At 66.3% G+C, this 25,694-nt stretch carries 22 protein-coding genes; 11 read left to right on the top strand and 11 right to left on the bottom strand.

The window, feature by feature from the left end:
• Positions 1-21: 21 nt before the first annotated feature.
• Entirely contained in the window at positions 22-2,214 is a 2,193-nt protein-coding gene (locus tag AC6RV7_RS04755; RefSeq protein ID WP_500092758.1) for a cyclic nucleotide-binding domain-containing protein, read from the top strand.
• On the top strand, positions 2,211-3,839 hold the full coding sequence (locus AC6RV7_RS04750; protein ID WP_500092757.1) for an FAD-dependent oxidoreductase: 1,629 nt from the start codon (positions 2,211-2,213) through the stop codon (positions 3,837-3,839). Before AC6RV7_RS04755 ends, AC6RV7_RS04750 begins: the two co-directional genes overlap by 4 nt.
• A 17-nt stretch (positions 3,840-3,856) precedes the next feature.
• On the opposite strand, the gene AC6RV7_RS04745 is transcribed toward AC6RV7_RS04750, so the two are convergent.
• Positions 3,857-4,138 carry a hypothetical protein gene (locus AC6RV7_RS04745; RefSeq protein ID WP_500092756.1) on the bottom strand — a complete coding sequence of 94 codons (282 nt, stop codon included), beginning with the start codon at positions 4,136-4,138 and terminating at the stop codon, positions 3,857-3,859.
• Between the two features lie 55 nt (positions 4,139-4,193).
• The gene (locus tag AC6RV7_RS04740) at positions 4,194-5,834 is read right to left on the bottom strand and encodes a ComEC/Rec2 family competence protein (protein WP_500092755.1); all 1,641 of its coding nucleotides are present in this window, start codon (positions 5,832-5,834) and stop codon (positions 4,194-4,196) included.
• A 140-nt stretch (positions 5,835-5,974) separates the two neighbouring features.
• On the opposite strand from AC6RV7_RS04740, the gene AC6RV7_RS04735 reads away from it, so the two are divergent.
• Both AC6RV7_RS04735 and AC6RV7_RS04730 read left to right on the top strand, forming a co-directional pair.
• On the top strand, positions 5,975-7,327 hold the full coding sequence (locus AC6RV7_RS04735) for a replication-associated recombination protein A (RefSeq protein ID WP_500092754.1): 1,353 nt from the start codon (positions 5,975-5,977) through the stop codon (positions 7,325-7,327).
• Between the two features lie 187 nt (positions 7,328-7,514).
• Positions 7,515-8,540, top strand: coding sequence for a YihY/virulence factor BrkB family protein (locus AC6RV7_RS04730; RefSeq protein WP_500092753.1), 1,026 nt, complete (start codon positions 7,515-7,517; stop codon positions 8,538-8,540).
• 21 nt (positions 8,541-8,561) lie between these two features.
• On the opposite strand, the gene AC6RV7_RS04725 is transcribed toward AC6RV7_RS04730, so the two are convergent.
• The gene (locus tag AC6RV7_RS04725; RefSeq protein ID WP_500092752.1) at positions 8,562-10,358 is read right to left on the bottom strand and encodes an OPT/YSL family transporter; all 1,797 of its coding nucleotides are present in this window, start codon (positions 10,356-10,358) and stop codon (positions 8,562-8,564) included.
• 127 nt (positions 10,359-10,485) lie between these two features.
• On the opposite strand from AC6RV7_RS04725, the gene AC6RV7_RS04720 reads away from it, so the two are divergent.
• The 5 genes from AC6RV7_RS04720 (at position 10,486) to ftsY (ending at position 14,110) form a co-directional block, all read left to right on the top strand.
• Positions 10,486-10,917, top strand: coding sequence for a hypothetical protein (locus AC6RV7_RS04720; RefSeq protein WP_500092751.1), 432 nt, complete (start codon positions 10,486-10,488; stop codon positions 10,915-10,917).
• A 71-nt stretch (positions 10,918-10,988) separates the two neighbouring features.
• On the top strand, positions 10,989-12,092 hold the full coding sequence (gene ribB, locus AC6RV7_RS04715) for a 3,4-dihydroxy-2-butanone-4-phosphate synthase (protein ID WP_500092750.1): 1,104 nt from the start codon (positions 10,989-10,991) through the stop codon (positions 12,090-12,092).
• 79 nt (positions 12,093-12,171) lie between these two features.
• Positions 12,172-12,642, top strand: a complete 471-nt coding sequence (ribH, locus tag AC6RV7_RS04710) for a 6,7-dimethyl-8-ribityllumazine synthase (RefSeq protein WP_500092749.1) — start codon at positions 12,172-12,174, stop codon at positions 12,640-12,642.
• Positions 12,639-13,082: a transcription antitermination factor NusB gene (gene nusB / locus AC6RV7_RS04705; protein WP_500092748.1), complete on the top strand. Its 444-nt coding sequence runs from the start codon at positions 12,639-12,641 to the stop codon at positions 13,080-13,082. Before ribH ends, nusB begins: the two co-directional genes overlap by 4 nt.
• A 65-nt stretch (positions 13,083-13,147) precedes the next feature.
• Positions 13,148-14,110, top strand: coding sequence for a signal recognition particle-docking protein FtsY (gene ftsY, locus AC6RV7_RS04700; RefSeq protein ID WP_500092747.1), 963 nt, complete (start codon positions 13,148-13,150; stop codon positions 14,108-14,110).
• A gap of 13 nt (positions 14,111-14,123) precedes the next feature.
• Here the strand turns inward: ftsY and AC6RV7_RS04695 are convergent, their stop codons facing one another.
• From AC6RV7_RS04695 to modA, 4 genes are all read right to left on the bottom strand, one after another.
• Entirely contained in the window at positions 14,124-16,181 is a 2,058-nt protein-coding gene (locus AC6RV7_RS04695; RefSeq protein ID WP_500092746.1) for a TonB-dependent receptor, read from the bottom strand.
• A gap of 129 nt (positions 16,182-16,310) precedes the next feature.
• Positions 16,311-16,643, bottom strand: coding sequence for a hypothetical protein (locus AC6RV7_RS04690; protein WP_500092745.1), 333 nt, complete (start codon positions 16,641-16,643; stop codon positions 16,311-16,313).
• Between the two features lie 49 nt (positions 16,644-16,692).
• The gene (gene modB, locus AC6RV7_RS04685) at positions 16,693-17,394 is read right to left on the bottom strand and encodes a molybdate ABC transporter permease subunit (protein WP_500092744.1); all 702 of its coding nucleotides are present in this window, start codon (positions 17,392-17,394) and stop codon (positions 16,693-16,695) included.
• A 65-nt stretch (positions 17,395-17,459) separates the two neighbouring features.
• Complete coding sequence (gene modA, locus AC6RV7_RS04680) at positions 17,460-18,242, bottom strand: molybdate ABC transporter substrate-binding protein (RefSeq protein WP_500092743.1); 783 nt, start codon at positions 18,240-18,242, stop codon at positions 17,460-17,462.
• A gap of 293 nt (positions 18,243-18,535) precedes the next feature.
• Here modA and AC6RV7_RS04675 point away from each other — a divergent pair, with 293 nt between their 5' ends.
• Positions 18,536-19,618, top strand: coding sequence for a DUF481 domain-containing protein (locus AC6RV7_RS04675; protein ID WP_500092742.1), 1,083 nt, complete (start codon positions 18,536-18,538; stop codon positions 19,616-19,618).
• Positions 19,619-19,640: 22 nt separating this feature from the next.
• Here the strand turns inward: AC6RV7_RS04675 and AC6RV7_RS04670 are convergent, their stop codons facing one another.
• From AC6RV7_RS04670 to AC6RV7_RS04655, 4 genes are all read right to left on the bottom strand, one after another.
• Positions 19,641-20,705 carry a WD40 repeat domain-containing protein gene (locus AC6RV7_RS04670; RefSeq protein ID WP_500092741.1) on the bottom strand — a complete coding sequence of 355 codons (1,065 nt, stop codon included), beginning with the start codon at positions 20,703-20,705 and terminating at the stop codon, positions 19,641-19,643.
• 63 nt (positions 20,706-20,768) lie between these two features.
• The gene (locus AC6RV7_RS04665; protein WP_500092740.1) at positions 20,769-21,725 is read right to left on the bottom strand and encodes a DNA/RNA non-specific endonuclease; all 957 of its coding nucleotides are present in this window, start codon (positions 21,723-21,725) and stop codon (positions 20,769-20,771) included.
• An 89-nt stretch (positions 21,726-21,814) separates the two neighbouring features.
• On the bottom strand, positions 21,815-23,026 hold the full coding sequence (locus AC6RV7_RS04660) for a glycosyltransferase family 61 protein (protein ID WP_500092739.1): 1,212 nt from the start codon (positions 23,024-23,026) through the stop codon (positions 21,815-21,817).
• A gap of 87 nt (positions 23,027-23,113) precedes the next feature.
• Positions 23,114-23,416, bottom strand: coding sequence for a hypothetical protein (locus AC6RV7_RS04655; RefSeq protein ID WP_500092738.1), 303 nt, complete (start codon positions 23,414-23,416; stop codon positions 23,114-23,116).
• A gap of 105 nt (positions 23,417-23,521) precedes the next feature.
• On the opposite strand from AC6RV7_RS04655, the gene AC6RV7_RS04650 reads away from it, so the two are divergent.
• Positions 23,522-25,657 (top strand): prolyl oligopeptidase family serine peptidase, encoded by a 2,136-nt coding sequence (locus tag AC6RV7_RS04650; RefSeq protein WP_500092737.1) that lies wholly within the window; start codon positions 23,522-23,524, stop codon positions 25,655-25,657.
• Positions 25,658-25,694 lie beyond the last annotated feature (37 nt).

Here is a 25,694-nt window from a genome sequence, read left to right as displayed (position 1 = left end):
GGGCTCTCCAGCCCCGCTCACATGTCCCTTGTTCACGATCCGGTTTCGTCAGCCGGGCTCAGGTCCGGCCGCGTCGCAAAATGGATGGCGCTCGGCACGGCGCTTGCGCTCGTTTCGGCGCCGGTCTTCTGGCAGTTCGGCCATCGGCCGGAGACTCCCGTCGCGGCGGGCACGTGGGCGCTGGTGGTGGTCTCGGCGCTGGCCAACGTCGTCGTCATCGCCTATCACTACACGATCCCGGCGCATCCGAAATTCCTGATGCTGCCGTGGCGGCGGTGGGTGCTCCGCGCGCACATCGTTTCGGGCACGGTGGAGTTGGTCTGCGGATTGATCGCCTGCTTCGGGGACTCGCCCATGGCGGCGCGCGCGATGGCGGTGGCGGCGCTGGGTTTCCATGTTCCCTCCGCGCTCGTGCAGACGGGCATCGTTTTCGGGAGCAGGGCCATCATGGTGCCCTCCTATGTGCTGTGCATCCTGACCCACGCGTTTTGCGCCGGCATGTTGCTGGCGCAGCCCGACTCCCGGATGTGGGCGGTGAATACGTTTCTCGTGTTCAACGTCTACGTCTGGTGCCGCGTTTACTATTATCTTTTCGATCTGCTCAACCTCTTCAGCGCGGAAAAGTATACCATCGCGATCCTCGCCGCCGGCGCGACGATGATCCCCGCGTTGTTCGGGCCGCTCGGCTTTCTGCTGCTGGCCGGCTTCGTCGGAACTTACATCGTCCTTTACCGCGCATTGTTCGCGCGCTCGCCGGCAGCGTATGGGGACTTCGTGCGGGAGCGCCCCCGCGACCGCGCGATTCCGGACGAGACGGCGCCGCGCTGGGAGACCGACGTCGATGAGGAAGGCCGCGCCGGGGAATACTTCGAACTTCTCGATCGCGATGCGGACGGACAGTTGAATCGCGACGAACTCCGGCGGGCGCTCGCGCCGTGGGGGCTTTCCGCGGCGGCCACGGATCTTTTTGCGGATCGCCTGCTCGCGGCCGGCGCGGTGGATCGCGCGGGTTTCGAGACCCAGGTCTGGTCGATCGGCGCCGTGCGCAATCACGGACTGCGGGTGCTCGCGACCGAGCGGGCGGTTTCGGAGCGGGATCAGGCGGAGCTGGTGTTTCGCCATCTCGATGTGAACCGCGACGGCGTGTTGTCGTCGCACGATCTCGATCTGCTGCTCGGAGAATGGGGACTGCCGGCGGCGGAGACGCGACGCTATCTGCGGCGAGCGGCGCCCGGAGCGACGGAGATGGCGTTCGATGGTTTTTTCAAGGGCATGCGTCCGGTCTGGCGCTTCATTTATTACGAGGTGTTTCGCGCGGACTACGCGACGAGTCGCGGCGACATGATCCGGCGATCGGTCTCGGCGCTGGTGGCTTCGCGCAAAACGGATCTGCTGCGCGAAAAGGTGAAGCGGGAGTTGCTGGCGCAGGTCTCGTTCCTGCAATCCGCGAGCGACGAACTGGTGGCGGACCTCGCGGCCTCGCTCGTCACTGAAACACACGACGCGGGCGCGTGCGTGTTTGCCGAGGGTAGCGTGGGGCAGAAATTTTATCTGATCGCGGGCGGGGTCGTTCGCGTGGTCCGCGCCGGCGACACCGTGGCGGAGCTGGGTGTCGGCGGCTGCATGGGCGAGGGGGCGCTGCTGACCGACGAACCGCGGGCGGCGAGCGTCTGGGCGGCGACGGAGACAGTGCTGTTCTCGCTGAGCCGCGGCTCGTTTCTGTATTTGACGGAGAAATACCCGACCGTGCGGGCCGATCTCGAGCGACTCCATCGCGAGCGCTCGACCGCGAACAACCGACTCGCGCTGCAGCGGCGTCTGATCGGCCAGGTGCCGTTTCTGCGCGCGGCGGACGCGGCGCTGCTGGATGAGCTCGCGTCGGCGCTCGTGCCGCTGCGACGTCCGGCGGGCGAGGTGATCGTGCGGGAAGGGGAGCCTGGCGACCGGCTGTTCATCATCGAGGAAGGGACGGTGCGGATCAGCCGCCAGGGCGAGACGCTCGCGCATCTGACGGGTGGCGGATGTTTCGGCGAAGGGGCGCTGCTGTCGGGGGAACGGCGGGGAGCGACCGCGCGCGCCCAGTCGTCGACGCGTTTGCTGGCGCTCGATCGCGACGACTTCGAGCGGATTGCGGCGAAGCATCCGCAGGTGCGAACGCAGCTGCTCGAGCTGCATCGCACCCGCACGCCTTTCAACCCGGCGGAGGTGTCATGAGCCGGCGCATTCCCCGTGTGTTGGTGCTCGGCGGCGGTTATGTGGCGATCCGGCTGGCCCGGCGGTTGCGGACGGCGGTGCGCCGCGGAGAAGTCGAGCTGGTGGTGGTGGACAAACACAATTTCCACACGTTTCACGGCCTCGTGCCCGAGATGCTGGTGGGCAAGATTCAGGCGGCCCAGATCGTGTCGCCGGCGCGCCGGCTGTTTTCGCCAGGACGATTCATCTGCGGCGAAATCGACGCGATCGATCTCGAGCGCAAAACCGTGCAGGTGAGCCGCGCGCTGGACGGTCAGCCGTTGCAGCTATCCTACGATCACCTCGTGTTGAATCTCGGCTCGGTCGACGATCTCACGCGCTACCGCGGAGTGGGCGAGCATACGCTGCGGTTGAAGGATTACGGGGACTGCGTGCGCGTGAGAAATCACCTGCTGCGCATGCTCGAGTTGGCGGAGGCGGAGCCGGATCCGGCGGAGCGCCGTCGCTTGCTGCATTTCGTGGTGGCGGGCGGAAACTACGCGGGCGTGGAAGTGGCGGCTGAGCTGGCGGAGTTTTTGCGTCAGCTGCTGCGGCGCGATTATCCGGCGATTCCGCCGGAGGACGCGCGCGTGTCGCTGGTCCACAGTGGAGCGGATATCCTGCCGGAGCTGGGCCGGCGTTTTCCCGCACTTTCGCGGCATGCGGCGGGCGTGCTGCGGCGGCGAGGTTGCCATCTGGAGCTGGGCCTGCGGCTGACCGCGGCCACGCCGCTTGAAGCCGTGTTGTCGGACGGTCGCCGGCTGCCCACGCGCACGATCATTTCCTGCACCGGGGCGGCGCAGCATCCGCTGCTCGACCGCCTGCCGTTTCCGCGCGATGCGCACGGCCGGCTGGTGGCGGATGCGTTTGGCCGCGTGAGCGTGGAGCAGCAGGTGTGGTCGGCCGGCGATTGCGCAAGCGTGCCGATGAAAACCGGCGGCACCGCCCCGCCGCTCGCGCTGTATGCGATGCAGGGCGGCGCGACGATCGGCGAGAATCTCCTGCGGACGCTGCGCGGTGCGCCGCTGCGGCCGTATGCGTTTACGGGCATGGGCGATTGTTGCGTGCTCGGTTTCGGCCGGGCGGTGGGGCAGCTGTGGGGCGTGCCGTTGAAAGGCCCGCTGGCCTGGCTCGTGTGGCGCGCCTGCATGATCGTGTATCTGCCGGCCTGGTCGAAGCGGGTGCGCACGATGCTCGACTGGCTGACGGTGCCGCTGTTCGGCCGGGATAGCACGAGTGCGGAAGAGGGCGGAAACGTCGGAGTCGCGCGCGAACTCTACGAGACCGGTCAAACGATCGTGCGTCAGGGCGACGTGGGCCGTGCGATGTATCTCATCCAGTCGGGCACGGTCGAGGTGGTGGTGTCGTCAGCCGACGGCGAGCAGCGTCTCGCGGTGCTCGGTCCGGGCGATCACTTCGGCGAGGTTGCCGTTCTGCAGGACGTGCGGCGCACGGCGACCGTCCGCGCGCTCGAACCCGTGGCGGTGCTGCGGATCGCGCGCGACCAATCGCGCCAGTTGTCGTCCGCGTTCAAACCCCTCGCCGAGACCACCCGCGCGCGCATCGCAGTGGTCGCGACCAATCCCGGCGACTCGTCCGGGGCGTGAGCGAGCCGGCGCGTTCGTCAGCCGCGGCGCGCGCGCTCTTTTTCCTCCTCGCGCTCTTCTTCCAGCCGCGCGCGCTCGCTGGCGATTTGCTGCTGGATCTGCTGATATTCGTCGGCCTTCCCGGCGACGAGCGCGTCGTTGAGCTGCTTCTTGAGGAAGATTTCCCGTTCGGCGATTTTGCCCTGATAGATGCGGTCGATCTCGGCGAGTCGCGACTTCTGTGCGTCGGTGAGCTTGCGGCCGCTGTCGGGATCGGACTTGGCGAGGCGTTCCATCGCGAGTTCGTAGGCGCTTTTCATGAGACCGGAGAAAACCATGCGCCGTCCGAAAGACACGAAAGAAAAAGCGCAGCGTTCAGGCGAACTTCACGCCGGCTGCCAGAGCCACTGCCACGATGACGAAGGGCGTCCAGTAGCCGCGGTTCCAGCCTCGCCAGTGCCGCGCGTAACCCAGCGCCATCGCGGCGAGCAAGGCGACCAATGCCACGCTGCCGAGCGCCGGCGGTTGAAACGCGCCCTCGAACCACGCGCCGGGCAAGTCCGCGAACATGCGCACGCCCCCGTCGATCAGCCACAACACGAGGACCGCGGCATGATTGGCGATCACGCTGCCGGCCGTGAATCCCACCAGGCCGCAGACCAGCGAGACGAAACCCGCGAGCAGCGCCAGCGACGTGCCCGGAATCAGCCACAGGTTCACCACGAGTCCGGCCGGCGTGAACAGATTGAAAAACATCAGTCCGGTCACGGCGCTGACGAGCGACGCCGCCATACCGAGCGCGGTCGCGGTGAGCATCGCGCGCCATCCCGCGTCACGGAGGCGGTGGTGCCAGCGCCACGACACCGGGGGCAGATCGCGGAACAGCGCCAGTCGCGCCTGCCAGGTTTCCGCGAGCGGAAGTCCGAGCAGCAGCAGCGCGGCCACGATGCCATAACTCATCTGGAAACTGGCGCTGAAGAGCTGCAGCGGCGCGACCAGCAGCACGAGCAGCGCCGAGGTCGCGAGCGCCGAAAGCGGATTGCGCGGCGTGCGCCAGAGCAGTGACGACTGCACCAGCGCCACCATCCAAAACGCCCGCACGGCCGACGGCACCGTGCCCGTGATATCCACATAAAGCCACAACGCACCGAGCCCGATCGCGAACTGCCCGATGCGCGGCAGGCGCAGCAAGAGCAACAACGCGTGCAGCCCGCCCGCGATCACGGCGATGTGCAGTCCGCTGATCGAAAACACATGCATCGTCCCGCTGCGTCGGAAAAGCGTCTCCTGCTCGTCGGTCAACTCGCTCTGCCGCCCCAGCATCATCGCGCGCAACACGCCGACGAGTTCCGGCTGCTTCTGCTCCACGCCCGCGCCGAGGATTGCCGCGAGCCGGTCCGCCTGGCGCGCGCAGAAGCGTCGATACACGGTGGGCGCCTCCTGTTCCGCCAGCAGGCGTCCGCGGCCGAAGCGGAAGTTGACGCCGGAGTCGGCCAGATAACCATCGAAACTGTTGGCTGGCGGATCCGCCGGCAGCAGTGCGAGCACGCCGATCGCCGAAATCAGCGACGACCGGAGGACGAGCGCGGGCGAATCGGAGGTTCGCTGCAGCGAGAAATAAACCCGTTGTCCCACGAGGTCGCGCAGATGCGCTTCGGTTTGCTCGACTCGCGCGATGCCGCTGACGCGTCCGGCTTCCACCGACGCAAACGTCCGCAGGACCCGCAAACCCAGGCGCGCCTCGCGCGGCGGCAGGCGCTTCCACGCTTCGAGTTTCGGCCGGTGCAGCGCATAACTCGCCCAGCCGGCAAGGAACATGGCCAGCGCGATCAGCGAAACGAAGCCGCGCGGCCGCCACAAACCGGCTCGCAGCGCACCAGCGGCCGCGAGGCCTGCTCCTGTCAGAAGCCAGCCCGCCTGACCGATTCCGATCCGATGCGCGAAGGCCAACCCCGCCATCATCGGCAGCACGAGCCACAGTAGAGGCGCGCGATGGCCAAGACAGCGGGGTTTCATGCAATTCTTTAACCATTTCCTGCGGCAGCTGAACACTGCTTTTTCGCGTTCGCCCTCGCGGGTGTGGGTGGTGTGAAGCGCGGGGCGAACGGCGGTTTGCGTTCCCGAACCGTCGGGTTCATTCGTGCCTGCTCCACCCGATGCCTTCCGCGGATCAACCCGATTTGTTTGCCGACGAAATGCCTCTGCCGTCGGCGTCGACGTCCAGAAAGCCGGCGCACCAGCCGCTCGCCGCACGCATGCGGCCGCGACGGCTGAGCGAGGTCGTAGGCCAGGACCACATTTTGAAGCCGGGCAGCCTGCTGCCGCGCCTCGTGGCGCAGAATCGTTTCGGCTCGCTGATTTTTTACGGGCCGCCGGGTTGTGGAAAAACGAGCATCGCCGAGGCGATTGCCCGCGAAACCAACAGCCGCTTCGTGCGCATCAACGCAGTGATGTCCAACGTCGCCGAGTTGCGCGACATCCTTGCGACCGCGCGGAAGTTGCCGGAGTCCGCCACGATCCTGTTCATCGACGAACTGCATCGCTTCAACAAATCACAGCAGGATCTGCTGCTGCCGGATGTCGAGGAAGGCACCGTCCGGCTGATCGGCGCGACCACGCACAATCCGGGTTTTTACGTAAACCCGCCGCTGCTCTCGCGCAGTCATCTCTTCCGGCTCGAACCGCTGGCGACGAGCGCGGTCGCCGGCGTGTTGAAGCAGGCGCTCGCCGACACCGAGCGGGGGTTGGGGGCCCGTGGCGTCACGGCCGACGACAAAATTCTCGCGGATCTCGCGGTGCTGTGCGGCGGCGACCTGCGTCGCGCGCTCAATGCGCTCGAAGTTCTGGTGCTGGGACTGCCGGAAGGCGCGGAGCTGACCGCGGACGAGCTTGAGATTTTCGCGCGCGAGCGGCGGATTCGTTACGATGCCGACGAGGACGAGCATTACGATACGATCTCGGCGTTCATCAAAAGCTGCCGCGGCAGCGATCCCGATGCGGCGATGTATTGGCTGGCGAAGATGCTCGAGGGCGGCGAGGACCCGCGCTTCATCGCGCGGCGGCTGGTGATTCTCGCAAGCGAGGATGTCGGTCTCGCCGACCCGCAGGCGTTGCCGCTCGCGGTCGCCGCGCATCACGCGGTCGATTTTGTCGGCCTGCCGGAAGCGGAGCTTACGCTCGCGCACGCCACGCTCTATATCGCGACCGCCCCGAAGAGCAACACGGCCACGCTCGCGCTGGGCGAGGCGCATGCGGCGCTGAAATCGCAACCGGTGCAGACGATTCCGTCGGCGCTCCGCAGCAAGAGCGGCCAGGCCAACAAGCGGCTCGGGCAGGGCCAGGGCTACAAGTATTCGCACGACTATCCGGAGAACATCTCGGGCGACGATTACCTCGAGAAACCGCTGACGCTCTACACGCCGAAGCCGGTCGGGTGGGAGGCGAAGATCGCGGACCGGCTCGCCCGCTGGCGGGAGTTGAAGGCGCAAATCCGTAGCGGCTCGGATTAGCGCCGGGCGCGCGGGCGCCGTTGCAGTTTGCCCGTTGCGGGCGGCGACCGCGGCACAATGCAACGGCGGTGTAGTGCCACCGCGGAGACAGACGCGTCGATTTCCGCCTCGCGTTGAGAGGCTTGCTGCGGCGGCGGGATGCCGGCGCCGCCGGGCACAGGCGGTGCTCGGAAGACGCCCAGCCCTAATGAAGAATCAAAACGACTCCGCCCCGCGCGCGAACCGTGAGTCCGGCCGCGGCCGCCACGCCGACAAACCGAGCGAGGTGCCGGCCCGGGGCTGGCTCGACATCCTGTCGCGCACCAAGCAGCAGCTGGCCGAGGACAACCTGTCGATCGTGGCCGCGGGCGTGGCGTTCTACGCGTTTTCCGCCGCGGTGCCGGCGCTGGCTGCGGTGGTTGCGATCTACGCGCTCGTGTCCGACCCACAGCGCGTCAGCGAACAAATCGCGTCCCTGGGGCAGATCGTGCCGGGCGAGGTGATGCCGCTGCTGGAGGAGCAGATGACGCGGCTGACCTCGGACAACCAAACGGCCGGCATCGGGCTCGCCATCAGTCTGGCGATCGCGCTCTACGGCAGTTCGCGCGCGATTCAGGCGATGATCATCGGGCTCAACATCGCGTATGGCGAGCGCGAGAAGCGCGGCTTTTTCAAGCTGAAGCTCGTCTCGCTCGGGCTGACGTTGTTTGCGATTGTCGGCGCGGTGCTGGCGATCGGCCTCGTGGCGGTGCTGCCGTCGTTGTTGAACTTCCTGCCCTTGAGCGGAGATACCTCGGCGCTGCTGGGCTGGCTGCGGTGGCCGGTGCTCGTCCTTGGTTTCATGATCGCGCTGGCCGTGTTGTATCGCTTCGCCCCGAGTCGCAATGAGCCGCAATGGCGCTGGGTGACGTGGGGCGCGGGCGTCGGCACACTGCTCTGGGTGCTCGGTTCGCTGGCGTTCTCGCTCTACGTGGGGAAGTTCGGCAGCTACGACAAAACCTACGGTTCGCTCGGAGCCGTGGTCGTGTTTCTCATGTGGCTGTTTCTCTCCGCGTATGCGATTCTGGTCGGCGCGGAGCTGAACGCCGAAATGGAGCGGCAGACGGTAAAGGATACCACGGATGCACCCCAGGAGCCGATGGGTCAGCGCGGAGCCGTCGCCGCTGACACCGTCGGCCCCTCGCGCGAAGAAAAGACCAAGCCCTCGGCCAAGCCGCAGCAGATCCGCGGCTGATGAGGTTCTCGTCCGGGAAATTTAGAGCACGGTCGAAAGCAATCCGTAGATGCCGACGGTCAAGGCCGCGAGCGAATCGCCGGCGATCAGGCCGCCGCCCACGAGGGACGTCGTGCTCATGTCGGCCGGCAGCTCCGCTTCGCCGGAGGGCGCGTGCACCGTCGCGAGTCGCCGGACGTGCCAGGTGGTGAAGAGCGATCCGATCACGCCGCCTGCCGTCCACCAGAGCACTGTCGGCAGCTCCACGAAACCGCCGAACGAGGACGCGTAAGGACTGCTGAGCAGCACCGCATCGAAGCAGAAATCGAAGGTCCGTCCGCCTTTGCCGCTGGTGACGAACGTCTGGTAGCGACGCGAGCGCTTGATCACCTTGCGCAGGATTTCGATCGCGAGACCGATGCCGATGCCGAGCCAGAGCGCCTGCATCACGTGCGGCTGCGAGTTCGTGATACCCTTGAGCGCGCCGACGATCTTGTAGGTCATCGCCGACTGCCATTGTTGCGCGCCCGGCACGTCCGGATTCGTGAACTGATCCTCGAGCAGCACCGGATACGCGCTCATGAACACCTTCGCGAGCACCACGGCCAGCACCGCGCCGCTCGCGATGCCGATCACCTGGTAGCGAAATTGCACGACGCGATTCGTGCCGAGCCGCCAGCCCGTCGAGCGGTCCTGCTGCATGTCGCCGCCCACACTGCACGCGATGAACAGGATCGCCGCGCACATCAATCCGACCGTCGGCTCCTTCAGCCCGAGCGCCGCGAGGATGAACACCGTCAGCACGAAGGCGCTCGAGATCGGATTCCAATCGGAGATGCCGAGCGAGATGCCGTTGATCAGCACGAACACAAACGACAGCGCGACCGAGATCGTGAGAAAATAAACCGGCTGGTGCAGCACCTGGCTGCCGACGAGCACCACGCCCGCGCCCCAAAACGCGATCCACAGCAACAGGCGGACGGAGTTCACGCGTTTCCATTCCTCGGTCGCCGCCACGGCCACGGCGGGTTGCGCGAAACGTTTCACCGCTTCGATCAGGATCAAAACGATGTCGACCGCCGCCGCGCCGAGGATCGTGCCGAGCGCGATGATGAAACCGATTTTGCGGAACGGTTCGCCCGCTTCGAGCCAGCCGGCCGCGATGAGGTTCGGCGTTTGCCAGATGCCGATCAACGCCACCACGAGCGCCGGCACCGCGATGCGCGCGCCGACGATCAGCCCGGCGCCGACCGTCGAAGCCGACACTCCGATCGCGCCCAGCGTCGCGATCTTCATCGCACCGAAACCCACGACGTAGCCGGAGAACATGCCGCCGCCCAGCTTCGCGACCGAACGGCGCAACAGCACCGGATCGGTGAGCGCACGCAGGATGTTCGCGACCGCGAAGCCCGAGGGATACGACAACTGCATCCGATCGACGAGCACCGGCGTATAGAGCATGCCCAGGCCGACGCCGAACATGCCGATGCACATGAAATACAACATCAGCTGCCATGCCGGCGGTTCCGCGAGTCCCATCCACGCCATCGCCTGCGCCAGCACGCCCATGCCGCACAAGCCCGCCACCGACGCCGCCATCGTCTGCATGTAGTTGGCGCCATGCTTCCCCTCGGGACCATACGGCAGCGTCACGACGCTTCCGAGAATCCCCGCGAGCACCTGGCCGCCGATGAAAAACCCGATGGAGAAATTCATGAACGCCGCCGAGATGCCACCGAGCGGACCCAGCACAAAGATCGCGACCGCCGACAGCATCAAATGGTAGGCCGGCGAGCCGATCGGCGGCAGCCAGCGACGGAAACCGGTATGAGAATTCATAGGCCGTTGTGCGCGGCAAAGCGTGCAGCCCGGCCGTGTCATAACGAGCCTAAATCCTCGTTCGGCGAAACCGCCGTGCGCCTGCGGGTGCTTGCGATCCGCCGGGCGGCCCGACAGGCTGCCGCCCATGAAACTCCTTCGCGCGGGAATGGCGGTCGCGGCGCTGCTGCTGGCCGGTGGTTTGCAGGCGGCGACTCCGAAAGCTCCGGGCAAATCCTCGCCGCCCGCCGCCGAGACGCCGAAGATCAAGGGCCTCGAAATCCCGCGGCCGCAAGGCACGTATCTCGGCCTCGAACTGGTGAACAGCACCTTCGTGCTCTCGTTCTACGACGCGGAGAAAAAGAAAACCGCACCCGACGTGGCGCGCGCGACCTTGCGCTGGCCCGTGAAGTATCAGCCGAGCGACGAGCGGCTCGTGCTCAATCCCGGCGCGGACGGCACCTCGCTGAGCTCCCCCCGCATCATCCGCCCGCCGCACAATTTCCGGCTCTCGATCACGCTCTTTGTCGAGGGCAACGACGACCCGGTCGAAGCTTACAACGTGTCCTACGCTCCGTGAATTTCCGGTCGCAACGCCGCGATTCCCGCAGCCGTTGACACCTTCCGCCGGCTCGCGATCTTCGAACCCCCATGTCCGCCTCTGAGACTTCGCCTTTCGACTCCGTCGAATCCGTCATTGCCGACATCGCGGCCGGCCGGCTCGTGATCGTGACGGATGACGAGAGTCGCGAAAACGAGGGCGACCTCATCATGGCCGCGTCGAAGGCCACCCCCGAAACGGTGAACATGATGATCCGCTACTGCAGCGGCATCGTGTGCGTGCCGACGATCGAGCCGCAACTGCGCCGCCTCGGGCTCGGGCCGATGGTGCAGCGCAACCGCGAGGTGCAGCGCACGGATTTCACGGTCAGCGTCGACGCCGCGGACGGTATCACCACCGGCATCAGCGCGCACGATCGCACGCAGACGATTCGCATCCTCGCCGATCCTGAGGCGCGCCCGGAGCAGCTGGTGCAGCCCGGACATGTCTTCCCGCTGCGTTCGCGCACGGGCGGCGTCCTCGAGCGCGCCGGCCACACGGAAGCCGCCGTCGATCTCGCGCAGATGGCCGGCCTGCATCCGAGCGGCGTGTTGTGCGAGCTGGTGAACGACGACGGCACCGTGCAGCGGCTGCCGCAGTTGATCGAGTTCAAGAATCGTTTCGGCCTGCGGATGATCTCGATCGCGCAGCTGATCGAATACCGCGCGAAACGAGAAAACCTCGTCGAGCTGGTCTGCACGCGACCGTTTGCCTCGGAATTCGGGGAATTTTCGCTGCATGTTTTTCGCAGCAAGCTCGACGGACGCCATCACCTGGCGTTGGTGATGGGCGCGTTGACGGCGGAGCCGACGCTCGTGCGGGTGCACAGTGAGAATTTGCTCGGCGACGTGTTTCGCATGCGCGGCGACGGCTCGCATCATTCGCTCACCGCGGCGCTGGAAGCGGTCGCTCGCGCCGGGCGTGGCGTGGTGCTTTATATGGAGCACGCGAATGGCGGCGCGGAATTGATCCGGCGGCTCGACGCCAAGCCCGGCGAGGCGCCGCCGCCGATGAGCATCCGCGATTACGGCACCGGCGCGCAGATCCTGGCGGCGCTCGGACTGCGCCGCATCCGCTTGATGTCGCGCAGCAATCGCAAGGTTGTGGGCCTCGACGGCTACGGCTTGGAGATTGTCGAGCAGGTGCCGCTTTGACCGTGGCCGGGACCCCGCCCGAAACCGGCGTGGGTTTTGAGTTGCCGAAAACCGCTTTGGCCTCGTCGATAGCCGGTCCATGAGTCTGGCTGCTCCGAGTGAAAAGGTGATCAAGGGTGACGCGTTTCGCGTCGGGATCGTCGCGGCGCGCTTCAACGGCGAGCTCGTCGACGCGCTGCTCGACCGTGTGGTCGCGAAATTGCGCGCCGCCGGCGTGAAGGAAAAAGCGATCGCGGTCGTCCGCGTGCCCGGTTCCCACGAGGTGCCTTGGGCGGCCAGCGAACTGGCGCGCGGTCGCCGCGATGTCGTGATCGGTCTCGGCGTGCTGATCGGCGGCGACACCTCGCATCACGAGATGGTGGGGCAGAGCGTTTCGCATGCTTTGCAGGGCGTGGCACTCGCCACGCGAATCCCGGTCATCAACGGCGTGATCGTGACCAACACCCGCGCCCAGGCCGAGGCCCGCTGCCGCGGCCGGATCGATCGCGGCGCGGAGTTTGCCGCGGCCGCGCTCGAAATGGCCGCGCTGAAGAAATCCCTTTCCCGATGAGCAAGGCCCAATTTGCCCAGCGCCGCGACGGCCGTGTCGCCGCGCTCCAATATCTTTTCGCGTGGAGCATGAACGCTCCGAAGAACCTGACCGAGGACCTGCGGTTGTTCTTCGAGAACATGGAGCATCCGCGCGACCACTACGCGTTCGGCGACGAGCTCATTCACGGCGTGATCGAGCACGTCGAGGAGATCGACGGACGCATCAAGACGCTCGCCCACAACTGGGAGTTCGACCGCATCGCCAAGATCGACCTCGCGATCCTGCGACTCGCGATGTTCGAGATGATCTACCGCAAGGACATCCCGCCGGTCGTCTCGATCAACGAGGCGATCGACCTTTCTAAACAATTCTCCAACGCCGACGCGAAGCGCTTCATCAACGGCATCCTCGACCGCCTGAAGGACCAGGTCGGTCGCGATGCCCGCAAGGCGGAGTAGAATCAGGCCCACGGAACACACGGAATACACGGAAGAAATTTGTTTCCGTGTGATCCGTGTATTCCGTGGGCACACGAGCAATGTTCGGTCTCTTCAAAAAGTTTAAGGAAGGTCTCTCGAAGACCGTCTCGGCGATTGCGACGAAGACGCGCGGCCTGTTCGGCGGGCGCAAGATCGACGCCGCGTCGCTCGAGGAACTCGAGGAAGCGCTCTACACCGCGGACTTCGGCGTCGAGACCACGACGGAAATTCTCGAGGAGATCCGCAAGGCCTACGGCAAGGACAAGGAACTCCAGGGCCAGCAGGCCGCCGAAATCGGCAGCGCCGTGCTCCAGCGCGTGCTCGCCGGCAGCGAAGGCGTGCTGAACGGGAGCGGTGCTGAATCGGCCGCGCCCGCCGCCGACAAAAAGCCCATCGTGATCGCGATGATCGGCGTGAACGGCTCGGGCAAAACCACCACCGCCGCGAAACTCGCCTGGCGGCTCAAGCAGGACGGCAGGTCGGTCACGCTCGCGGCGTGCGACACGTTTCGCGCCGCCGCCGTCGAGCAGCTCAAAACCTGGGGCACGCGCCTCGAACTCGATATCGTCGCGAGCCACACCGGCGCGGACGCCGCCGCGGTGGCGTTCGATGCCTGGAAAACGGCGCACGCGCGCGGACGCGATTATCTGATCGTCGACACCGCCGGCCGGCTGCACACGAAGAGCAACCTCATGGAGGAACTCGCGAAGATCCGCCGCGTGCTGCAGAAAAACGATCCCGACGCGCCGCAACATCGCTGGCTCGTCGTCGACGGTTCGCTCGGCTCCAACTCGATCGAGCAGGCGAGGATCTTTCACCAAAGCTTCGGCCTCACCGGCCTCGTCGTGACGAAGCTCGACGGCACCAGCCGCGGCGGTGCGATCGTGGGCATTTATCGTCAGCTGAAGATTCCGATCTATTTCCTCGGTCTCGGCGAACAGGCCGAAGACCTGCAGCCATTCTCCGCCGAGAACTACGCCAAGGCCGTGTTTGGCCTCGGCGAGTAATCGGCACCTTGGCTCAGAACCGCAGGCGCAAACCGGCGAGCGCCCCGCGTCCGGGCCGTGGCGCAAACTCTTTCAAGAACGACGCGTGCACGCGCGCGTCCGCATCCGTGAGATTGGTCCCGCGCAGAAACGCTTCGTAGCTCGCACCGCCACTCAACCAGCCATAGCTCACGTCGGCGTTGAGCAACGTGTAGCCCGGCGTGGTCGATTCCTCCAGCGCTACGCGTGTCTGCGCCTCGATGCGCCGCACTTCGAACCCGCCGCGAAAACGCCCGCTTTCGTAACGCAACGCCGCGCCGAACCGCCGGGGCGGAGTGCGCGGTAGCGGTTGACCATCGCTCGTTTGTTCGGCGCGCACGAAGTCCGACGTGAGCTGCAAATGAAGCGAGTCGCGGTCGCGTTCGATCAGATGGAAAACCAATTCCGCTTCGCCGCCGTAGAACTTCGCGTCTTTCGCGGTGAATTGATACGGCGTGAGACCTTCCGCATTCAGCTCCGGGGGAATCGCATCGTCGGCGAGGCGTTGTTCGAAAATGAAGCCGTCGAATCGATTCACGAACGCGCTGATCGCGCCGGTGAGAAAGCCGGCGCGCTTGCGCACGCTGAATTCGAGCCCGACGGAACGTTCGGCTGACAGATCGGCACGACCAACTTCCCACGCGCCGGTGCCGCCGTGCGGCCCGTTCGAGAAAAGCTCCTGCGCGGTCGGCAAGCGGTCGGAAACCGAAAGCGAAAGGCCCGCGGACCAATCCTTCGCCGGATAAATCACCACGCCGACCGAGCCGCTCGCGCGCGTACCGCGGCGGGTTTCGCCGGAGCGCGCCGCGTAGCCGTCAACCGGCGGCAAACCGTCGGGCACGTCGCCGAGCCGCAGCGATTGCCGCTCGAGGCGGCCGCCGAACTGCAGCGTCACCGCGCGTCGTTTCCATTCTTGGAGCAGGAAAATCGCCTGCGTCTCGGTGACGGAAGGCGGCGTGGCGACTTCCTCACCGATCGCGGCGAAGTCGCTGCCGCTCGCTTGCGCGCCGAACGTACCGCTCAATCCGTCGCGCCATTCGTGCGGCAGCTCGACGCGACCTTCCCAAGCCCGATTCTCGAACGTCGTGTTCACGGTCGTGTGCTCCGCGATTTCGCGGTGACGGTAATCGCCGAAGCCGAGCTGCGCTTTCATCCCGCGGAAAACGCCGAACGGCTGCGTGAGTTCGCCATGGAGATCGAGCCGCTCCTGGCGCAGTGCGAGGCTGATCGGCTCGCCGACGGGCACGCCGTAATTCGTCTCGTAACGACTCACCGCGAGCCCGACATGACCGGCCCGGCCAAACCACGTCGCGCCCAGCGAACCGCTGCGGGTGTCGACGTCGCTGTTGGGCAGGATTCCGCGCGGCTGATCCGGCGGCGCGTCGGCATCGATGCGGGCGACGCCCGGAATGCGCACGTCGCCGGCGTGTTGTTTCAACGCATTCACCTGCACGGCGAAGTCGCGCGAACCGGCGCTGAGCGCCGCGACGCCGGTCGCTTCATCGACCGCGCCGAAACCGCGCACCTCGAGCGCACCGGAAAACGGTGTCGTGGGCGGGCGTTCGGGGATGCGGTTGTCGACGACATTGACCACGCCACCGATCGCCGAACTGCCGTAAAGCAACGTGGCGGGGCCGCGCAGCACTTCGATGCGCTCGGCGAACAGCGGCTCGATCGCGACCGCGTGATCCGGACTGATGTTCGAGGCATCGAGCGCGCCGATTCCACTTTGGAGCACACGCACGCGATCGCCGCCGAGTCCGCGAATGATCGGCCGGCTCGCGCCTGGACCGTAGGAAGTTGCGTTCACGCCCGGCGTGCCGTCGAGCGTGTCGCCGAGCGTGCTCTGCGCGCGTCGCTGCAGATCGGCGCCGGCGAGGATCGACGAACCTTGGGCGAGATCGAAGGCGGTTTTGTCGTGGAAACCGGCGGAAACGACGAGCCGGTCGAGGCTGATCGCGTCGTCGTGAAACGGCGCCGGCGTGGTGGGCTGGGCTATAGCGAACGTCGCCGAGCCGAGAAGGAAACAGGAGGAACGAGGAAAAAGTGACATGCTGAATTGGGTTGCAGAACGGACGTGACCGCGCGGCGCCCAATCGGCGCACGCCACGGCTAAACGCTTCCGCGCACGCCGGTCGAAAACGGCCGCGGCGCTCACGCGCAAGCTTCGCAAACGATCGACTCAGCCAACCGGCGGCCCGCGTTCCGGCTGACGCAGGTAACGCGGCGGCGACAGAAAAAGTTTCGCCGCCGGCAACACGATCCGGTCGCGCCAGGCGATGGCGGGCGCGGCGATCGCGATCGTCGCGACGGCGCTCGTCATCCCGCTCGCAAACAACACCACCGCGCACGTGTGATTGGTTTCGCCCGCGTGCGCGCCGTCGTGCAGCCGGTCGTGCAGTCCCGGACTGACCGCCGCCGCGCTGAGGAGCAGAATCAGCGCAATGCCCCCGGCCGCGAGCAAGCGGTGGAAGAGCGAAAGCGGCTGAAGGTGATGAAGGGCGGAGGAGATCAAGCGATGGGAGTTGCCGCGAGTGTGCCAGACGCGTCAAGCGCCCGCGCGGTCAGCGCCGCCGGCGTTGCAGAAACGTGACCAGCAACAGCAGCAAAAAGGAGAGCACGAGGAGTGTCGCCGCGAACGCGTGCGCCTGCGCATAGTCGAGTTTCTGCACCTCGTCGTAGAGCGCGATGCTCGCCACGCGGGTGACGCCCGGGATCGATCCGCCGATCATGAGCACGACCCCGAACTCGCCGAGCGTGTGCGCGAACCCGAGCGTCAATCCGGCGGCGATCCCGCGCCACGCGAGCGGCAGGTGGAGGCGCAGCCACACGCGACGCGGCGTGGCGCCGAGTGCGGCGCCGGCGTCGAGCAACTCGGACGGCACGCTGCGCAACGCCGCTTGAAACGGCTGCACCGCGAACGGCAGCGAATAGAACACGGACGCGATCACCAGGCCGGTGAACGAAAATGCCAGCGGCCAGCCGGTCAGCGCGTTCCACCAGCTCCCGGGCGGATGCTGCGGCGAAAACGCCGCCAGCAGATAAAAGCCGATCACCGTGGGCGGCAGCACGATCGGGAGCGTGACGAGCGTTTCGATGAACGGTGCGAAGCGCCAGCGCGTCCGGTTCAGCCAGTGGGCGAGCGGCAGGCCGAGCAATCCGAGCACCAGCGTCGTGATCGCCGCGAGTCGCAGCGTGAGCGCGAGCGACTGCCAGAGCGGCGCGGAGAGACCGAGAAACGTGGAGGCGGGTTCGGACAAGCTCATGCAGCTAAATCGCCGGCGAGGTCCGCGGCCAGCCGGCAGTTGCGCATCGCTGGCGTGGCGCCGGTTCAGCGTGCCGACGGCACGTCGTAGCCGTAGCGTTGAAAAATCTCCCGCGCGCGCTCGCTTCCGAGAAACGCGAGGTAGCGCGCCGCCGCGGGATTATTGGCGCCGCGCGAGGTGAGGACGGCGCCATGCGCGAGCGGCTCGTGCCAGGCCGCCGGCACCTCGAGCCAGGCGCCGCGGTTTTTGAGTTTGGGCGAGAGCACGAGGGAGAGCGCGACGAAGCCCGCGTCGGCATTGCCCGTTTCGACGAATTGCGCGGTTTGCGAAATGCTTTCGCCGACGACGAGCTTGGGGTGGGCGGTTTCCCACAGGCCGAGCGCGACGAGAGTCTGTTTCGCCGCGCGACCGTAGGGGGCGGTGTCGATGTGGGCGATCGCGAGTTTGCGGACGGCCCGCGAACGGACGAGCGCAGCGATGCGCGTCGCCGGATCCGCGTCGGGCACGTCCGGGAGGAGAACGGGCCGCGTGGTCCAGAGCACCAGCCGGCCGATCGCGAAAATTTTGAAAGTCGCCGCCTCCGCGACGCCGGCGGCGATCAGCGACTGCGGGTAGTCGGTGTCGGCGGAGAGAAACACATCGAACGGCGCGCCGTGTGTGATCTGCGCGACCAGATTGCCCGATGCGCCGGTGGCAACGGTGAGGCGCGTGTCGGGCTCCTCCGCGCGAAACGCGGCGTTCAGGTCCTCGATGACGAAGACGAGATTGGCCGCGGCCGCGATCGAGACCGCGTCTTTCGCGCGGCTACCCGCGGGCGTCAGCGCGACGGCAAGAGCGAGCAGCGACATGAAAACGCGCATGCGCTCAGCGTGAGTTCGGCGATGCGCGGCTCAAGGGCATACGCATAAGTTCGGCGCACGGAGTCGCGATAAAGGGAAATAAAAATCCCCATTCCCAAAACGGAGACTTCCCTCGCTGGAGAAATTTCTGCACGGTGCCCGCTGCATCGCTTGCAACTGACGCGCGGGTCCCCGCGTCGCGGTTCGCGACCTCGACGTCGCTCCGCGGGAGGGAGGCGGTGCGGGCCTGCATGCTGCATAATTTCCTGAAACCGCTAACATTCTCCGACGTCGAACGGCGGGTGAGCTCCTGCCGAACGATCCGCAAGCTTCTCGGACTGTGGTTGATAGCAGGGATATGCGGCGCGGCGACGGTGACGCGCGCCGACGAGTCCTCGGATCCCTTGTTCGCGCCGGCGACCGATCACGCCTCGGCGCATGCGCCGAAACCGCCGCCCGCGCCGGCGTTCGATGAACTGGTCTTTGCGGACGGCGACCGGGTGCGCGGTCATTTCGTGGAAAAGATCGGCGACACCGTCGTGTTTCAATCCGAGCGCTTCGGGCTGCTGCACGTGTCGGCCGCCGACGCGGAAGTCATCCTCGCGAAAATGCCGGAGCCGGAGCTCGCGCCGGTCGTGGATGTGGAAGGCGGCACCGGCACGGTGACGGTCGAGCACGGACCGTTCTCGCCGCGCGAGATGGCACGCCAGTTGAAGCAGTTTTTCGGTTCGTGGCACGGGCGCTTCGCGGTGAGTGCCGAGGCGCTGCAGGATGCGCGCGATCGCAGCACGGTTTCGGTGGAGGCCCGGTTGCAGCGGAAGTGGAAGAGCGACGAGGTGCAGCTGAATGCACGCTACGATTATGGCTCGGTCGACGAGGTCGTGAGCACCGACATGATCCGCGGTGACGGCGTGTGGCGGCACGATTTCCCGGGCAAATTCTTTGGCGTTTACCGGCCCACGCTCGAGTGGAACCGCGCCTACTATCGCGGCGGCCTGCCGGCCGACTACCTGCTGCTCCAGCAGGAGGTCGGCGCGGGCATCAACGTCTTCAACAAGGAAACCCGCAAACTCCGCGCCGGCGTCTCGGAGAACATGTTCAACACCTGGGTCGTGAACGGCGGCGACCAGCTTTCGCAAACGGTCGAGTCGATGTTCGCGGAGTTCGAGGCGAAGCTGCCGTGGCGGATTTCGCTCACGAATCGCGGCGTGTGGTATTACTCGCTCTCCGACCAGTCGGACGGCTGGGAAAACCGTTTCGAGATCAACAAGAAGCTGACCGAGACACTGACCATCGGCGCGCGTCACGAGATCCGTTACAACAATCCCGACGTCCGCGTATCCGATTACCAACGACTGCGCGTGCTCTTCGGCTTCGACTTCTGACGTTGCCCGGCGCCCGCCACGGTCACGCCTCGCATTTCAGGACGAAGACGTGGCCCTTTTCGGTGCCGATCGCGAGCTGGGCGTCGTCGGGGGACCAGACCAGTTTCGTCGCGGCGGCCGGCATCCGCACGGTCGCGCGCAGCGGCTGTTTGCGGTCGGGACTCCAGAGCTGCACGACGCCGTCGTTGCTCGCGCTCGCGAGCAGTCCGTGCGTGCGCTGAAACGCCACCGCGCAGATCGGCGCGTCGTGCGGAAACATCTGCGGCTCGCGGCCCTCGGGGCCCTCGCCGCTGCAATCCCACACGCAGGCGTCACGCCCGCCGCCGGTCGCCAGCCAGCGCGACGTGTGATCGAAGGAGAGGTATTTCACCTTTCCTTCGTAGCCGCTCATGTGGAGCTCGATGTCGGTCTCGGGAATCCACAGGTGCACCGACGGATCCTGGTTGCCGGAAACGAGCCATTTGTTGTCGGGCGACCAGGCCAGCGCGGCGATGCCGTTGCTGTAGGGAAACTCCTTCTGCACGACGAAGTCGTCCGCGTCCCACAGGCAAACGCCGCCAAAATACGCCGCCGCGATACACCCGCCCGCCGGTTGCGCGGCGAGGGCGGAAATCGTTTTCGGCGCAGCCTTGAACGTGTGCGCGACCGACGCATCGGGCCGCAGCGCGACCAGGTCTTTGCCGGCGGAAGCGAAGAGGAGCTGAGAGCCGAGAGCCGAGAGCTGAGAGCCGGAGGGCTGCGGGCGCCAGGCGAGATGTTCGACCCAGGCGGAGCCGAGCGACGCGGACGCGGTGTGCTGGCCGGCGGCGGCGTCCCAGAATTTCACGGCGCCGTCTTGGCCGCCGGTGGCTAGGACGAGTCCAGAGCCGGGAGCCGAGAGCGAGGAGCTGGAAGCCGGCTGCCAGGCGAGGCAATTGGTGCCGTCGGTGTGGCCGGGCAGCTCGTGCTGACGCGCGCCTTCCCTGGCATCGAAAATCGCCACCGGTCCGGACGCGCTCGCGGCTGCGATCTCGGCGCCGGTCGGCGACCAGGCGAGATCGATCACGTAATCATCCAGTTGTGCGGCCCAGTGCTTGGTCAGGTTCATCGAAGAAAAGCGATCGTCTCACAAAGAGCGCGAAGCCGTCCGCCTGCAAGTGCAGGCGCCGCCTCACCACACGCGCGCGGCACGGACGCGCTCGATTTCGTTTTCCGACACATCGTCGAGCTCCGGCAGGAAATCGAGCTGTGTGCGGCGTTCGATCTCGTCGATCGTCGTCAGGAATCGCGCGACGTCGTTGCTTGGCGCCGCATCCTGGGGAATGAGCAGCGCGAACGTGCGCAGTTTCCCCTCATGTTCGTCGACGAGGATTGCGAAGAACGCTTCCGGCACCAACACGCCGCCAGGCAGGCGCGGCGGATTCGCGCCGAACACCGGCCCGACGATCGCCCAAACCTCCGCGTAACGCGCCGGGTAGCTGGTCGCGATTTTCATCTCGAGTTCCTTCCACAGACCCGCGTTGAGCGCGTGGAGCTGCGGCGTGATGTTGGACATCAGAAACGTTTCGGCCTGCGCGTCGGCCCCGTAATGGATCGCGATCGCGTAGTTCGGCGCCAGATGGCCGCGATCGTAACCGCTGTTCGTATAGGCGTCGGGCGACACGCGCGCCGTCGTGCGCCGATCGACCTCGAATTTCTCCGGTCGCGGGGGCGTCGCGGGAATGTTCTCCAGGTCCGCCACGCGATAGGCGACCCATGCCGGGTTCCCGCGCGCGTCGCTGTAGCCCACGACGTAGCCGCGATTCTTCAAAATCCGCAGTGCTCCGTTGGCGTCGGCCGAACGATCGAGCGGCACGCCGCCGTAGAGCAGCGATTTGTCGCCGGTGGCGATCCGCCCGGCCGCGGCGTCGCGGTAGTAAAGCTCCCAAAGGTCGCGCGCGAGATCGAGCGGCGAGATCTGCTTTTTGCGCTCGAACGTGTTTGCGACAAGCCGCCGGACGTCGGCCTGGCGCTCCGTGGGTTGCACCAGATACCAGCCGCCGATCGCGACGGCGAGGATCAGGTTGAGCCAGAGAAAAAAGGGGGCGAAGGAAGAGGAGCGACGGGAGCGCTTCGAGCGGCGGGCCATGTGCGGCTACGATTCGCATCGCGCGGCCACGAACAAGCCTCGGTTTGAAAAATGCTCCCGCCTCGCCGGCGCGACGATGAGCGGGGCGCTCAGCTCGCGCGCTCCAGCAGCGCGTCGAGTGCGCGATCGAGATCGCCAGGAGGCAGGTCGAAAAGCGCTTTCGGTTGCGGGCTGAAGGACGTCAACCGCTGTTTCCGCGAGCGGCCGATCAGCGCGCCATATGGCATGCCGCCGCCGACGCATTGCGTGAAGTAAAACCAGCGGTTGTAGTGCTCGGAAATCTCCGTCGGCATCAGCTCGAGCACGCGCGTGCCCGGCGCGCAGAAAACCAGATTCGCCAGGCTCGCGCCGTGCACGCCGACGACGTGACTCGCCTCGCCGAGCCGGCGCCGCAGATCCGGCGTCTTCACCGGATCGATCGTTTCGAAACCCAGTGCTGCCAGCTTCGCATCGAGCTCGGCCTCATTGCTCGGATGACGATTGCCTCGGCGTGGAAAATAGAGGCGCCGCGTTTTCGGGCCCGGCGGCGGCGGAAATAGCTGGCGGTAAAACTCCACGACCCACGACGGCGTGCAGGCGAGCGGCCCGGGGAACGACGGTTGGATCAATCGCTCGCAGCGAAACTGTTCGCGTCGGCCGATGCGCAGGATCTTGTCGCGCGGCACGCCGACGGCGTCGACGATCTCCTCCGTCATCGGACTGCTGAAGCGCGGAAACAGGATGCGGTCGAAATCGTCCCACGTGTAGCCCGCGCGACGCACCAGCTCGACGCGGCTGATCGAGTCGATGACGAAATGAAAGAAGTTCGTGACGGCGTGCGCGCTGCAAAGATTGAGCGTGCGACCGGGCAGCCGCTGCACCGGATGCAGCTTCACAATGTGATAGACGCGCGACTGGCGATTGTGACCGATGAAACAAAAATCGCCGAGAAACGTGTCGCCCGGACCGACGACCCACGCGTTTTCATCGAGCACGCGGCCGTCGGGGATTTCGGCGACGCCCGCTTCGGGCCAGGTGATTTCACGGCCTCGTGCGAGCGCGTTGGCGGGATCGTTGCAGAAAAACGGCGGCGGCAGCACCTGCACGCGCTCCGGAAAAACCCGGCGCCAAGCGACCCCGGGTCGCTGGCGAAACTCAGTCCAGCGCGCGGCGCGTCGGGGCGGACCGAACTGGGCGGAAGTTCCCGGCAGCAAGCGCAGCGCCGTGGGCGGCACGAGCGCCCACAGCAGCGGCATCGTCTGATAGCGCAAGCGGTTGATGCGCTCTCGGAGACGCGATCGGTTCGTAACGAGAGTGCTCATTCGGTGCCACAGGTCCTTCGGTGGCTGACATGGAGCGCCAGCCCGCCGTTTGGTTCCACCGGCATCGGCGGCGAAATTTCGCCCGGCTCAACCGCCGTCGTGTTCTTCGGGGTCGCACCCGCAGGTCGGTTCCGGGACATGCCGATCCGTCACGCCATGGCCCGTCGAGGCGGCAGCCTTGGCGAGCGATTCGCACCAGCGCTCCCACCAGGTCGCCCGCTGCCCGCCGCGCAGATCATGCGTGAGCGTGAAGAAGTTGCGCGCGACAAACTCGAGAAACGCGTCGGGATCCACCACTCGCAAGTCGCCGTTCGCGGACGCGAGCAAGGCGCGTTCCTCTATCTCAAAATGGAGTTTGCCGTTCTCGCGGCGGATCGAACCGGGCTGCATCTGCGAGATTACCCGGGACCGTGTCCGCGTGCAAACGCCGGCCGGCGAATCGTGCCTCTCGTGATTCGGCGTGCGCCCGGACGCCACGCAGGTATTTGTCCGCGCATGCCAATTTCAAGGGGAGTTCGTCGCGCCGCCGCCGTCTGGCTGTGGGTTTGGAGTGGAGCCTGGATGGAGGTTCAGGCTGCGACACCGGTGGAGTCGGACGATCGCTACCGCTGGTTGGAGCAGATCGACGGCGAACGAGCGCTCGCGTGGGTGCACGCGCGCAACGAACGCACCGCCGAGCGGCTCACGGCGCGGCCGGACTATGCGGGACTTTATCGCGACGCGCTGGCGGTCCTGAATTCCGCGTCACGAATCCCGGAGGTCGCGGCGCACGGCGGTCAGTTGTATCATTTGTGGCAGGACGAGGCGCATCCGCGCGGACTTTTCCGTCGCACCACGGCGGCGGAGCTCGCGAAGGCGGAGCCGCGTTGGGAAACGGTGCTCGACGTCGACGCCATCGCGGCGACCGAGGGCCGGCCGTGGGCGTTTGGCGAAACCGTGTGGCGGCAGCCGGACGAGACGCGCTGCCTGATCCAGCTCTCTCCGGGCGGAAGCGACGCCGCGGAGGTTCGCGAGTTCGACGTGACGAGGCGCGCCTTCGTGCCCGGTGGTTTCGTGCTGCCGGTGGCGAAGTCGCGGGTCGCCTGGTGCGACGCCGATTCGCTGTATGTCGGCACGGATTTCGGACCAGGCTCGCTCACGGAATCGGGTTATCCGCGCGTCTTGAAACGGTGGCGTCGCGGCACGCCGCTGGCGGATGCGAGGACGATTCATGAAGGCAGCGCGAAAAGCGTGTGGGTGCTGGCAAACCGCTTCGGCTCGGGCGATGACGCGGTGCACGTGCTGACGGAGGCGGAGACGTTTTGGACGGCGCGGTATTTTCAAATCGACGGCGACGCGGTGCGGCCGCTCGCCATTCCGGCGACGGCGAAAGTTGTGGATGCGTTTCGCGGCCGGCTCGTGATCGCGTTGCGCGAAGATTGGGCGGTTGCAGGGAAGACGTTTCCCGCCGGCGCCATCGTGCTCGCCGAGCCGGCGTTGCTTCGCGGCGACGAGGGTGCGATCGATCTGCTGGTCGCGAACACGGACAGCGTGATCGTGCAGGAAGCGCATGTGGGGAAGCGCGCGATCTTCGTGAGCATGCTCGATAACGTGCGCGGACGGCTGGATCGGTTGACGCCGACGGCGGAAGGATGGACACGCGAGACGATCGCGTTTCCCGAGAATGGCGCGTTGAGCGTGATCAGTCTGGACGACGCGACGGGCGACGCGTGGGTGAAATTCGAAACGTTCACGACGCCGCCGACTTTGTATCGGGTGCCGGCGGGGACGACGTCGCCGGTGGCGTTGAAGCAGCAGGCGCCGACGTTCGCGGGCGAGAACTTCGAGACGCGTCAGTTCTGGTGCACGTCCGCCGACGGCACGCGCGTGCCGTATTTTGTCGTCGCGCGAAAAGGAGTGCGTCACGACGGCCGCAATCCCGTGTGGATGTTCTCGTATGGCGGATTCGAAAACTCGCTCACGCCGTCCTATTCGGGGTCCTACGAAGACCTGCACGGCGTGTATGGGAAACTGTGGCTCGAGCGCGGCGGCGTGTTCGTGCTCGCGAATATCCGCGGCGGCGGCGAGTTCGGTCCGCAGTGGCATCTCGGCGCGTTGAAGGAAAACCACGTCAAATGCTTCGAAGATTTCGAGGCCGTCGCCCGCGACCTGGTTGCGCGAAAAATCACCTCGCCGACGCGGCTCGGTATCGAGGGCCGCAGCAACGGCGGACTGCTCGTTGCCGCAACGATGCTGCGGCATCCGGAACTTTACGGTGCGGTCGTTTGCGGGAATCCGCTGCTCGACATGCAGCGTTATCACCGGCTGCTGGCGGGGGCGAGTTGGATGGCGGAATACGGCGATCCCGACGTGCCCGCGGAGTGGGCGTATCTCAGCCGCTATTCACCGTATCAAAACGTGAGTCCCGGCCGGAAGCTGCCGCCGATCCTGTTTTATACGACGACGCGCGACGATCGCGTGCATCCGGGCCACGCGCGCAAGATGGCCGCGAAGATGGACGCGCTCGGCTACGACGTGGACTATTACGAAAACACCGAAGGCGGCCATCACGGCAGCGTGACGAGCGAGCAGCTCGCCACGCGCGTGGCGCTAACGTTCGCGTTTCTCTGGGAGAAACTTGGCGCGGACTGAGCGCGGTGCGCGGATGCAGCGGATGCTGCCGTGCGCC

The sequence above is a fragment of the Opitutus sp. sgz309028 genome (genome assembly GCF_059821195.1).
This window is presented reverse-complemented; position numbering and strand designations above follow the sequence as displayed.